11 protein-coding genes and 1 pseudogene are annotated in these 11,910 nt (G+C 61.4%); 5 read left to right on the top strand and 7 right to left on the bottom strand.

Going from position 1 to position 11,910, the window contains the following annotated elements:
- Nucleotide 1 precedes the first annotated feature (1 nt).
- Both PspR76_RS15085 and PspR76_RS15080 read right to left on the bottom strand, forming a co-directional pair.
- Entirely contained in the window at nt 2-214 is a 213-nt protein-coding gene (locus PspR76_RS15085; RefSeq protein WP_159956433.1) for a hypothetical protein, read from the bottom strand.
- An 80-nt stretch (nt 215-294) separates the two neighbouring features.
- Nucleotides 295-840 (bottom strand): hypothetical protein, encoded by a 546-nt coding sequence (locus PspR76_RS15080; protein ID WP_159956432.1) that lies wholly within the window; start codon nt 838-840, stop codon nt 295-297.
- Between the two features lie 453 nt (nt 841-1,293).
- On the opposite strand from PspR76_RS15080, the gene PspR76_RS15075 reads away from it, so the two are divergent.
- From PspR76_RS15075 to PspR76_RS15065, 3 genes and pseudogenes are all read left to right on the top strand, one after another.
- On the top strand, nt 1,294-2,703 hold the full coding sequence (locus tag PspR76_RS15075; protein WP_159956431.1) for a circularly permuted type 2 ATP-grasp protein: 1,410 nt from the start codon (nt 1,294-1,296) through the stop codon (nt 2,701-2,703).
- A gap of 2 nt (nt 2,704-2,705) precedes the next feature.
- Nucleotides 2,706-3,656 (top strand): annotated as a pseudogene (locus tag PspR76_RS15070) (alpha-E domain-containing protein).
- Between the two features lie 104 nt (nt 3,657-3,760).
- The gene (locus PspR76_RS15065) at nt 3,761-4,189 is read left to right on the top strand and encodes a nuclear transport factor 2 family protein (protein WP_159956430.1); all 429 of its coding nucleotides are present in this window, start codon (nt 3,761-3,763) and stop codon (nt 4,187-4,189) included.
- A gap of 143 nt (nt 4,190-4,332) precedes the next feature.
- On the opposite strand, the gene msrA is transcribed toward PspR76_RS15065, so the two are convergent.
- The 3 genes from msrA to msrB all read right to left on the bottom strand — a co-directional run bounded on the left by msrA (nt 4,333) and on the right by msrB (nt 7,471).
- Nucleotides 4,333-5,028, bottom strand: a complete 696-nt coding sequence (gene msrA, locus PspR76_RS15055) for a peptide-methionine (S)-S-oxide reductase MsrA (protein ID WP_159956427.1) — start codon at nt 5,026-5,028, stop codon at nt 4,333-4,335.
- A gap of 146 nt (nt 5,029-5,174) precedes the next feature.
- Nucleotides 5,175-6,935 carry a cytochrome c biogenesis protein DipZ gene (locus PspR76_RS15050; protein WP_159956425.1) on the bottom strand — a complete coding sequence of 587 codons (1,761 nt, stop codon included), beginning with the start codon at nt 6,933-6,935 and terminating at the stop codon, nt 5,175-5,177.
- Nucleotides 6,936-6,970: 35 nt separating this feature from the next.
- Nucleotides 6,971-7,471: a peptide-methionine (R)-S-oxide reductase MsrB gene (msrB, locus tag PspR76_RS15045; RefSeq protein ID WP_159956423.1), complete on the bottom strand. Its 501-nt coding sequence runs from the start codon at nt 7,469-7,471 to the stop codon at nt 6,971-6,973.
- 283 nt (nt 7,472-7,754) lie between these two features.
- On the opposite strand from msrB, the gene PspR76_RS15040 reads away from it, so the two are divergent.
- Both PspR76_RS15040 and PspR76_RS15035 read left to right on the top strand, forming a co-directional pair.
- Nucleotides 7,755-8,465, top strand: coding sequence for a response regulator transcription factor (locus PspR76_RS15040; RefSeq protein ID WP_159956421.1), 711 nt, complete (start codon nt 7,755-7,757; stop codon nt 8,463-8,465).
- Entirely contained in the window at nt 8,462-9,928 is a 1,467-nt protein-coding gene (locus PspR76_RS15035; RefSeq protein WP_159956419.1) for a sensor histidine kinase, read from the top strand. Before PspR76_RS15040 ends, PspR76_RS15035 begins: the two co-directional genes overlap by 4 nt.
- Here PspR76_RS15035 and PspR76_RS15030 read toward each other — a convergent pair.
- Both PspR76_RS15030 and PspR76_RS15025 read right to left on the bottom strand, forming a co-directional pair.
- Nucleotides 9,891-10,832 (bottom strand): alpha/beta fold hydrolase, encoded by a 942-nt coding sequence (locus PspR76_RS15030; protein WP_159956417.1) that lies wholly within the window; start codon nt 10,830-10,832, stop codon nt 9,891-9,893. The two genes, PspR76_RS15035 and PspR76_RS15030, sit on opposite strands and share 38 nt — an antisense overlap.
- Nucleotides 10,789-11,763 (bottom strand): AraC family transcriptional regulator, encoded by a 975-nt coding sequence (locus PspR76_RS15025; protein ID WP_159956415.1) that lies wholly within the window; start codon nt 11,761-11,763, stop codon nt 10,789-10,791. The genes PspR76_RS15030 and PspR76_RS15025 overlap by 44 nt, the downstream gene beginning before the upstream one ends.
- Between the last annotated feature and the right edge of the window lie 147 nt (nt 11,764-11,910).

Below are 11,910 nucleotides of genomic sequence, written 5' to 3'. Positions count from 1 at the left end.
TCTAACCGCCTTGGGTGTCGATATCAGCATCGGTTTCAGGCTTGGCCTCAGGCGTTGGCTTGAAATCCGGGCTGTAGTCGTTGTCCTTGGCTTTGGGGTCTTTCGCCGGCGTTGGGTCTTTGGGCGCATCGGCGGCAGTACCGGGGGCCGGTTCGCCGCCATCGATGGCCGGGTCGTTGCGGTTGCTGACTTGCGGATCGTTACTTGTGGTCATGGTCACCTCTTCGCAGTTTTTGGAAAACACAGGCTGCGTAAAGGTAAGGTCCTGCGTGGGGGGATGAAGTTCCAACTGTCTTATGACACCGGGTTATCAACCTGGATATAAAACGCATACGCGCCCAGCAATACCCAGAACACCATGAACAGCCACGGCGCACGCATCGAAAACAACAGCGACTTGCGGTAGCCCTTGTGGGACGACTCGGTCTCGCAGAACAGCGGCGAATCGTCGTAGGCCAGGCCCATCACCGGTTCGCTGCGCAGCAATTCACTCTGCTTGTAGTGCCAGTGGTCGATGATTTCGTACGCAGCGCGGATACCCGGCCAGGCGTTAAGGGAGCTGAGCACGCCGAGGGAGGCCAGGAACACCGGCACGATGAGGGTGAAGAACTTGCCCCACTCCGGGTTCAGGTTGCCCATGCCGGAAACGAAGGCGATGACCAGGAATGACTGCGCGGTGAGGTAGGCGTCGGTGCGGTTGGCCAGGATGGTGGTTTCGTACTGGATCTCGCGGCGGTAGAAGTCGAGTCGGTCTTTGGGGGAACCGAAGATCTTGGCGTTGTGTTCACTGTGATCGGTCAACGACGCTTCGGGGGTGTCGGGGGAGATGATTCTGGGCACAGCGGTGCTCCACACGAGTTCGAATCTGGTTAGAAGAATCGGGGCTGCGTGAAGTTCAAGTTTGTTCATGCACCATTTTGGAACATGCCCTGCACCTTTGTGGCGAGCGGGCAGGCTTAAGCCCGAAACCCATGTGGGAGCGGGCTTGCCCGCGAAGAGGTCGGCCCAGCAAACATTGATATTGACTAACCCGCCGCCTTCGCGGGCAAGCCCGCTCCCACATTTTATCTTCGCTGCGTTGAGCAGTTCCGGCACAGGCATTGCTTTATCCATTCATCTGCCCGGATACAGGAGCATTCGTTACCCCCCGACCCAGAGCCGACCCCATAAGAAAGTAAGGACCAGGCCTGTTGGCACCCTGCGCCACGGGCTCATAAAAAAATGCGTTTTTTGCGGCAGTGCCACCCAAGCAACTTGCCAACCAAGCAATGCAGGCACTGACAAGGTACTGGAATGGCTCGATCTTTCTTTGATGAAATGAATGACGCAGATGGCGTGTGCCGTGCGCATTATCAGGATTTCTCCCGCTGGCTGGCCAATACGCCGCCGGAACTGCTGGCCCAACGGCGCCGCGAAGCCGATTTGCTGTTCCACCGCGCCGGGATCACCTTCACTCTCTACGGCGACGAGCAGGACACCGAGCGCCTGATCCCCTTCGACATCATCCCGCGCAGCATCCCCGCCAGTGAATGGAGCGTGATCGAACGCGGCTGTATCCAGCGGGTCAATGCGCTGAACATGTTCCTCGCCGACATCTACCATGACCAGCGCATTATCAAAGCCGGGATCATTCCGGCAGACCAGGTGCTGGGCAACGAGGGTTACCAGAAGGCGATGGTCGGCCTGGACCTGCACCGCGACATCTACTCGCACATTTCGGGCGTGGACCTGGTGCGCGACGGCGACGGCACCTACTACGTGCTCGAAGACAACCTGCGCACCCCCAGCGGCGTGAGCTACATGCTCGAAGACCGCAAGATGATGATGCGCCTGTTCCCGGAAGTGTTCGCCAAGCAGCGCATCGCGCCGGTGGACCACTACCCCAACCTGCTGCTCAAGACCCTGAAAAGCTCCAGCCGCCTGGACAACCCCAATGTGGTGGTGCTGACGCCCGGCCGCTTCAACAGTGCATTTTTTGAACATGCGTTCCTTGCCCGTGAAATGGGCGTGGAGCTGGTCGAAGGCGCCGATTTGTTTGTGCACGACCTCAAGGTGTTCATGCGCACCACCGACGGCCCCAAGCCGGTGGACGTGATCTACCGACGCATCGACGACGCCTTCCTCGACCCCAAGGCCTTCAACCCCGACTCGATGCTCGGCGTGCCCGGCCTGGTGGCCGCCTACTGCGCCGGCAACGTGGTGCTCGCCAACGCCATCGGCACCGGCGTGGCGGACGACAAATCCATCTACCCGTATGTGCCGGAGATGATCCGCTTCTACCTGGATGAAGAACCGATCCTGCAAAACGTGCCGACCTTCCAATGCCGTAAACCGGATGAGCTGTCCCATGTGCTGGCGCACCTGCCGGAACTGGTGGTCAAGGAAACCCAGGGCTCCGGCGGCTACGGCATGCTGGTCGGCCCGGCCTCCACGGCTGCCGAGATCGAAGACTTCCGCCAACGCATCAAGGCGCGCCCCCACGCGTACATCGCCCAACCGACCCTGAGCCTGTCCACCTGCCCCACCTTCGTCGAAAACGGCATCGCGCCACGGCATATCGACCTGCGCCCCTTCGTGCTCTCGGGCAAGGAAACCCGGCTGGTGCCCGGTGGCCTGACCCGCGTGGCATTGAAGGAAGGCTCGTTGATCGTCAACTCGTCGCAAGGCGGCGGAACCAAGGACACCTGGGTGGTGGAGGGCTGAGTATGTTGAGTAGAACCGCCGCAGATCTGTACTGGATGTCGCGTTACCTGGAGCGTGCCGAGAACCTGGCGCGCATGCTTGAAGTCAGTTATTCGCTGTCGTTGATGCCCCAGGCCGGGCGCAGCGATGGCCTGGATGAACTGGCAATGTCGTTGCTCAGCAGCGGCACCCTCTAGAGTTACCTGGAACGCCACAAACAACTCGACGCCGAGCGCATGCTGCACTTCTTCGCGCTCGACGAAGAAAACCCGGCCAGCATCTACAACTGCCTGCGCGCCGCCCGTGGCAATGCCCACGCGGTACGCGGGCGGATCACCGCCGACATGTGGGAAAACCTCAACGCTACCTGGCTGGAAATGCGCAGCATCGCCGCCGGCGGCCTGGCGCGCCACGGCATCAGCCACTTTTGTGACTGGGTCAAGCAGCGTTCGCACCTGTTCCGTGGGGCGACCTCCGGCACCATCATGCGCAATGACGCCTACCGGTTTATCCGCCTGGGCACCTTTGTCGAGCGCGCGGACAACACCTTGCGCCTGCTGGATGCGCGCTACGAGATGTTTGGCGAAGAGTCGGAAGAAGTCAGCGACTTGTCGGCACGTGGTTATTACCAGTGGAGCGCCCTGCTCCGCGCGCTGTCCTCATTCGAGGCGTACACCGAGCTGTACCCGAATGCATTAAATGCCCGCTCGGTCTCGGAATTGCTGCTGTTGCGCAGTGATGTGCCGCGTTCGCTGCATGCGTGCATTGAGGAGTTGAGCCACATCCTTGCGGACTTGCCCGGCAGTTATGGGCGCACGGCGCAGCGCCTGGCGGCGGAATTCGAGGCGCGGCTGCGTTATACCGGGATTGATGAAATCCTCGAAGACGGCCTGCACAGCCGGCTCACGGACTTTATTGATACCGTGCGCGAACTGGCACGCGCGATTCATAGTTCGTATCTGGAAGTGGTGTAAGTTGCAGCCACTTAACTGTCAGTTCGGGTGATTGACCCTGCTCGGGTGCCGCTCTTATGTTGGGCAGGTGAAATGCCTTCCCACTATAAGAACAGGTACAGAGCATGTCCGAACTGACACTCACACCCGCCGCCGCACAGACGCTGCAACGCTGGCACAACATGCTGGCGGGGCGCGATCTGTCTTCCCTGCCCGAATTGCTGGCACCCGACGCGGTGTTCCGCTCGCCCATGGCGCACACGCCCTACCCTGGCGCGCCGGTGGTGTCGATGATTCTCAACACGGTGATCAAGGTGTTCGAAGACTTTGAATACCATCGCGAACTGGCCACGGGCGACGGGCTCAGTGTGGTGTTGGAGTTCAGTGCGCGGGTCGGTGACAAGCAGCTCAAGGGGATTGACCTGATTCGCTTTAATGAGTTGGGGCAGATCGTTGAGTTTGAAGTGATGGTGCGGCCGTTGAGCGGGCTGCAGGCGTTGGGCGAGGAGATGGGGCGGCGGTTGGCGCCTTACCTGGCGAAAGCCAAGGGATGATTGTTCCCACGCTTTGCGTGGGAATACATCCTGTGACGCTCCGCGTCACGCCTTCAACAGCGGACGCGGAGCGTCCAGGGAGGAATTCCCACGCGGAGCGTGGGAACTATCGCCTATCGCTCTATCGCCTATGGCGGGTGGGGTTATTGGTTTTTGACTAAAACCGGCTCGGCGCGGTATTGGTCCGGGAACAGTTTTTTCAGTTGCGCCACCTTTGGCAGGTCATTGATCACGATGTACGGGTACGACGGGTTCTCGGTGAGGAAGTCCTGGTGATAGGACTCGGCCGGGTAAAACGTCTTGCCCATCTCTACTTTGGTCACGATGGGTTTATCGAAGGCTTTGGCGGTGTCGAGTTGCGCGATATAGGCCTGGGCAACTTTTTGTTGTTCGGCGGTCTGCGCGAAAATCTCCGAGCGATATTGGGTGCCGCTGTCCGGCCCTTGGCGGTTGAGTTCGGTGGGGTTGTGGGCCACCGAAAAATAGATCTGCAACAGCTTGCCGTAGCTGACCCTGGTTGGGTCGTATGTGACCGATACGGACTCGGCGTGGCCGGTATCGCCGTTGCTGACCGACTCATACTGAGCCGTGTTGGCGGCGCCACCGTCATAGCCGGACACGGCATTTTTCACGCCTTGTACATGCTGGAACACGCCTTGCACGCCCCAGAAGCAGCCACCGGCGAAGACGGCGGTTTGCAGGTTGCCGGACTCGGCGGGCAGGTCCAGCGCGGGTGGAGCGATCATGACGGCGTCGTCGGAGGCGCCGAAAGAGAATGCAGAGCTTTGGCCGACGAAGGCGGCGAACGCCAGGGCGGGTAGCAATTTGAGCAATTTCATAAAACTCACTCCAGTGCGCGGTCAAGTGTGGGAGCTGGCTTGCCTGCGATGGCGGTTTGACTGTGCCAGATGAGTTGGCCGACTTGCCGTCATCGCAGGCAAGCCAGCTCCCACATTAATTGTGATTGTTCAGGTTAAGAGGTCGGTTAACCGAAGGTGAAGGCATAAGCCGACACGTGCGAGTCGAGGAATTCGATGCTGAAGGTGCGGTCTTTCACGCCGCTGGGTTGGCGCACCAATTGGTACAAGCGCTGCTCGGTGACGGTGCCGCTGCCGTCCGGTGCCACGTCGGTGCCGTGGGCATCGCCGGGGGCCTGGCCGTCAATCGTCACCTTGAAACGCACCGGCTTGCCATCCGCGCCAGGGCCCAGCACCAGGTGCAGGTCACGGGCGTGGAAGCGGTAGACGATGCGCCCGCCGGCCTGGTCGAGGCTGGCTTGCTGGCCGCCGACGTTCCACTGCCCTTCCAGGGTCCAGTTGTTCAGCGCCAGGTTGCCGGCTGCCGGGTAATTCACCACGTTGTCCGTGCCCAGGGTGCCAGTGGTGACGAAGTTTTCCGCACGCTGGAAGCCCAGGTAGGTTTCCGGCGATTGCACTTCGTTCATGTCCGGCGCTTGCTCAACGCCCTTGGCGTCCGCCTCGATCAGGCCACCGGCGACATGGGTGGCGCCGGCTTCACGCAGCAGTTGCTGAATCACCCGCTCCGACTCGGCGTAATCGCCTTCGCCAAAGTGGTGATAGCGAATCTGGCCCTTGGCATCGGCAAAGTAATGCGCCGGCCAGTACTGGTTGTTGAACGCGCGCCAGATTTTGTAGTTGTTGTCGATGGCCACCGGGTAGGTAATGCCCAGGTCTTTCATTGCCTTGGTGACGTTGCTCACGTCGCGCTCAAACGCGAATTCCGGGGCGTGCACGCCAATCACCACCAGGCCCTGGTCGTGGTATTTCTCGGCCCAGGCTTTGACGTAAGGCAAGCTGCGCAGGCAGTTGATGCAGGAGTAGGTCCAGAAATCCACAAGCACAACCTTGCCTTTCAAGCCTTCGGCCATCAGCGGTGGGCTGTTGAGCCACTGCACCGCACCCTCCAGCGGCGGTAACGCGCCTTCGATCGGCAGTGCGTCGCTGTGGTTGGCAGCGGCCATCATTGCCCCGCCCGCCATCATCGCCCCGCCTTTTTGTTCAGGCTTGGCGCTCAGCGTGTCCACCAGGCTTTGTTCCAGGCCGCCGGTGGAGGCTGTCGACACCCGCGACAGCACGCCGGTGTCCAGCCCCAGGGCGATGGCGGCCACACCGGCCAGCATCAGCGCGCCCAAGCCTCGGCGCAGCCATTCACCGGCACCGAGGGACTTTTTCATCAAGCCAAAAACTTTACCGCCGACCAGCAGCGCCAACGCCAGGGACGTCGCAGCACCAGCGGCGTAGGCCAGCAACAGCAAGGTCGTCCCGATGCTCGCGCCCTGCAGCGCCGCGCCGGTCAGCACCAGCCCTAGAATCGGCCCGGCGCACGGCGCCCAGAGCAAACCGGTGGCCACGCCGATCAGGAACGAAGCGCCCGGACGCGGTTTGGCATCGGCCCCAGCGGCTTCGGACAAACGACTGCCGGCGGCTACCAACGGGCGCGTCAGGCGCTCCGAGAGTTGCGGCAACAACAGCGTGAGGCCGAACAGGGCAACGCACAGCAACGCGAGCCAACGCCCGTATTGATTGACTTGCACCACCCAGCCGCCGCCCACCGCAGCCAGTGAGGCCACCAGGGCGAATGTCACCGCCATCCCCGCTAACAGCGGCAAGCCACTGCGCATAAACGGCTGCCCGGTGCGAGCGAAGACAAAAGGCAGAACAGGCAGGATGCACGGGCTGACAATTGTCAGCACGCCGCCCAGATATGCGAGAACCAGAAGCCACATGGGATTGACCCTTATTAGTGTGAAAAGACATCGGCTTAAGCCGCCGTGAACGTCATGGCCGCACCATTCATGCAATAGCGCAGGCCGGTAGGTGCCGGGCCGTCGTCAAACACGTGCCCTTGGTGGCCGCCGCAACGGCGGCAGTGAATTTCCTTGCGCACCACGCCGTAGGAAGTGTCGACATGGCTGGCGACGGCGTTGTCCAGCGGCTGCCAGAAGCTTGGCCAACCGGTGTGGCTGTCGAACTTGGTGGCCGAGGAGAACAATGGCAGCGCACAACCGGCGCAGGCAAAGGTGCCGGTGCGGTGTTCATCGTTGAGCGGGCTGGTGTAGGGGCGTTCGGTGCCCTCCTCGCGCAGCACCTCGAACTGTTCGGCGCTGAGCAGGCTGCGCCATTGAGCCTCGGTGTGGTTGACCTCGAAGGTTTCGGCGGCCTCGGCTTCGGTCATCATGTTGAGCTGTTTGAGCAGGCCGCCGGCCAGGACGGCGAGACCCAGGCCGCCAGTGGCTAGCAGTATTTGTCGGCGTGAGTACATGTGGTTTTCCTCAACCTGTGAGCATTTGTGGCTGACGTGGGGCCTGTGGGAGCGGTGGGTTAGTCAACATAGGTCAACATAGATATAGGCTGGGCCGACGCCTTCGCGGGCAAGCCCGCTCCCACATTTGATCATCGCTGCCTTAAGCATTGCGTTCGTCGGTGTTGGGATAATCCTGAGGCTTTGGCGGTCGCGAAATCCTCACGCAGAGTTAAACAATTCGTGATAACTACAGGGTTGCAAAACCCGCACAATGCGCGAACTACAAGTGAAGGTTTATTGAATGGAACAGCCCAAACGTGTCCTGGTGGTCGAGGACGATGCGCACATTGCCGACTTGATCTGCCTGCACCTGCGCGATGAGCAGTTTGAAGTGGTGCACAGCGCCGATGGCAACGAAGGCCTGCGCCTGCTCGAACAAGGCGGCTGGGACGCGCTGATCCTCGACCTGATGCTGCCCGGCGTTGATGGTCTGGAAATCTGCCGCCGTGCCCGCGCCATGACGCGCTATACGCCGATCATCATCACCAGCGCGCGCTCCAGTGAGCTGCACCGCATCCTCGGCCTGGAACTGGGCGCCGATGACTACCTGGCCAAACCGTTCTCGATGCCGGAGCTGGTGGCGCGGGTCAAGGCGCTGCTGCGCCGGGTCGATGCCATGGCGCGCAACCTGAAGATGGACGCCGGCAGCCTCGACCTCGGCCAGCTGTTCATCAACCCGCTGACCCGCGACGCCACCCTGCAAGGCCAGCGCCTGGATCTCACGCCACGGGAGTTCGACCTGCTGTATTTCTTCGCCCGCCAGCCCGGCAAAGTCTTCTCGCGCATGGACCTGCTCAACGCCGTGTGGGGCTACAGCCACGAGGGTTATGAACACACCGTCAACACGCATATCAACCGCCTGCGCGCCAAGGTCGAGGCTGACCCGGCCAACCCGGTGCTGATCCTTACGGTGTGGGGCCGGGGCTACAAGTTCGCCGAGACTTCGCGATGAAACTGACCCTGACCCAGCGCCTGTCGGTGGTGTTCGCCGTGCTGCTGGTGATCTGCAGCGGCACGTCGGCCTGGCTGCAGGTGCGTTCCAACCGCATGCATGAGCTGGAAGTGGTGCAAGGCTTGTCCCGCGACCTGGCCGCGCATATCGCCCGCGACACCCAACTGATGGACGCCGATGGCCTCAAGCCCGAGGCCGTGCGCAACCTCTTCAGCCAGTTGATGCTGGTCAACCCCAGCGTCGAAGTGTACTTGCTCGATATCGACGGCCGCGTGGTCGGGAATGCCGCCCCCAGCGGGCATTTGCTGCGCGATCACGTCGACCTCACGCCCGTTCGGCGCTTCCTCAGCGGTGCGATGCTGCCGATCCTCGGCGACGACCCGCGCAGCGTCGATGGGCGCAAAGTATTCAGCGCAGCGCCGCTCAAAGCCAACGGCCAGCAAACCGGCTTCCTCTACGTCGTGCTGCTGGGCGAAGCTCACGATGTATACGACGCCAAAGACGCAACGGGCATGGCGCTCAAGATCGCCTTGTGGTCCATCGGCCTGGTCGCCCTGCTTTGCCTGATGGCCGGCTTGATCGCCTTCGCCTGGATTACCCGACCGCTGCGCCAGCTCACCGACAAGGTTGGCCAGTTCGATATCAACGGCGCGCCCAAACCGGCGCAAATCAATGCCGCCGAACTCGACAGCAGCGATGAAATCGCCGTGCTCGACCATGCTTTTGTGCAAATGGAAAACCGCCTCGGCGAGCAATGGCGCGCCCTCACCCACCAGGACCAGGAACGCCGGGAAATGGTCGCGAATATTTCCCACGACCTGCGCACGCCGCTGGCGTCGCTGCATGGTTACCTGGAAACGCTGTCACTCAAGGATGCCAGCCTCAGCCCTGAGGAGCGCCGCCGCTACCTGGGCATCGCCCTGGACCAAAGCCGCAAAGTCGGCGGGCTGGCCCAGTCGCTGCTGGAACTGGTGCAGCTGGAACATGGTTTTGTGCAACCGGTGATCGAAGGTTTCTCACTGCCGGACCTGGTGCAAGACATCTTCCAGAAGTTCGAACTCACCGCCGAAGCCCGCCACATCACCCTCACCGCCACGTTGCCGCCACAGGTGCCGACGGTGCTGGCCGACCTGGGCCTGATCGAACGGGTGCTGACCAACCTGCTCGACAACGCCCTGCGTCACACGCCGGTAAACGGTGAAGTCGAAGTGATCCTGGCGCCAGAAACCAATGGCGTGGCCGTCACCGTCAGCGACAGCGGCCCGGGCATCGATGCCGAGCTGCGTGAAGGCCTGTTCCTGCGCGTCTTCACCATCGGCGGCGCACGCCGCGATGGCGGCCTGGGCCTGCGCATCGTGCACCGTATCCTGCAATTACACGGGCGCAGCATTCAGTTGGTGGACCGCCCCGGGCATGGCGCGACGTTTACGTTCTCTCTAGAAACGCGAGCATCAGCGCGTTGACCCGCTGGGCTTGCTCGTTCTGGATCCAGTGACCGCAGTTGGCCAATACCTGCTGTTGCAGGTCGGGCACTGAGTCCGGCATGCGCTTGAGGGTATGTGCTTCAAACACGCCGACCGGGTCGCGGTCGCCGATCAAGAACAGCGTGGGTTGGCTCACCTGCTGGCCCGCCAGGAATTCGGTGCGCTGCCAATTACGTTCGAAATTGCGATACCAGTTCAGCGGGCCACGAAAACCGTGCTCGCTGAAGGTTTGCACGTAAACATCCAAGTCTGCCTGGGAACACCAGTGCGGCAATGCACCGGGCGCCGAGACACCCTCGAGCAAGGTCGCAGTGGCCGGTTTCTTCTGCAGGAACACATCCTGATCCTGCATGAACAGCCGCAGCGTGCGCTCAATATCGGCGTTCAACTCCTGCTCGGCGACGCCAGGTGCCTGGAAATACAGGATGTAGTTGAAACGCTCGGCGTACAGCTCGCGCATGATGTCGATCACTGGCCGCCGCGCACGCCCGGCGAACGGCACGGACATCGTGATCAAACGCGTAATACGCGCAGGCTCCAGCAATGCAAGGTGCCAAGCCACGACAGCGCCCCAGTCATGCCCGACCATCGCCACCTGTTCGTGGCCGAAATGGTCCATGGCTTGCTGGATATCGGCGCACAAGGTCAGCAGGTCGTAATCGGCGATCTCGGCGGGCGCACTCGACGCTCCGTAGCCGCGCATTTCCGGCACGAACACCCGATACCCAGCAGCAGCCAAGACCGGTATTTGCGCACGCCATGAGTGCCAACATTCAGGAAAACCGTGCAGCAGCCAGATCGGCCGGCCCTGTTCGGGGCCGGCGATGTAAACGCTCAATTCAATGCCGTTGACCTGGATCCTGTTGTGCTGGATATCGCTCATCACTGGGTTCCTTGTGACTGGTGGTGTGCAAGACGCGCTCGCGGTATTCACGTGGCGAGCAGTTCATCTGACGTTTGAATGTGCTGCCAAAGGCGCTGTCCGACTGATAGCCCAACGCCTGGCCGATACTCGACACACTGCTGTCGGAGGTCTTCAAGGCCTTTATCGCCAGGTCCATGCGCCAACGGGTCAGATACTCCAGGGGCGCCATCCCAACGCGTTGTTTGAAGTGCAAAGCAAACGTGGAGCGCGACTGCCTGGCCAACTCGGCCATCTCGCTCAAGGCCCAAGGCCGCGCCGGTGCCGCGTGCACCTGCGTAAATACAGGTACCAACCGTGCGTCCGTCAACGCGGCCAGCCAGCTTCGAGGGCTGGCGCCCAAGGAAGATTGATAGAGCCGCAGGATTTGCACCAGCATCATTTGCGCCAAATGTTCGGTCATCAATGCCGCACCGAGCTTAGGGCCGGCATATTCGAGGGCGAGACGCTCCAGGCACCAGCGCAATACACCGGCCTGCTCGGACCGGGTGCTGATGCGCACCACCGGCGGCTGCCCATCGAGCAATAAACGGGCATCGTCACCGTAAGTAAACAGCCCGCCAATCAGAAACAGATCCACCGTGTCGCCCAAACTGGCGATTCCGCCTACGGCGTCTTGATAGACCTCGCAAGCGTCGGTGCCCCCAAGTGCCAGGTTGCTGGACAATCTCCACGGGCGATTGTGTGTCAGCAAAAAACAGTCGCCCTCGCTCAAGGCAATTGGCACCGGTTCGCCCTGCACTTCCAGCCAACCGTTGCCTTCCACCACCGCACCGAACCTGATGCCCCCCGGTGTCGGAAAATTCACCGCCCAGTTGCCACCAGCCTTCAGCCCCGAAAATGACGCGCGCTGGCTGCTCAGACGAGCCACCACTTCGGATAGGGTATCCATAATAAAAATCACCGGACGATCGCGATAGAAATACCGACTTTAGTGCCCCTCGCGTCCGGCATCCGAAAAAGAATATGGCCAAAAGCAACACCACCAACCCCGTGGCGAGCGAGCTTGCTCGCGCTGGACTGCGCAGCAGTCCCAAAA

The organism is Pseudomonas sp. R76, assembly GCF_009834565.1.
Classification (GTDB): Bacteria; Pseudomonadota; Gammaproteobacteria; order Pseudomonadales; family Pseudomonadaceae; genus Aquipseudomonas.
This window is presented reverse-complemented; position numbering and strand designations above follow the sequence as displayed.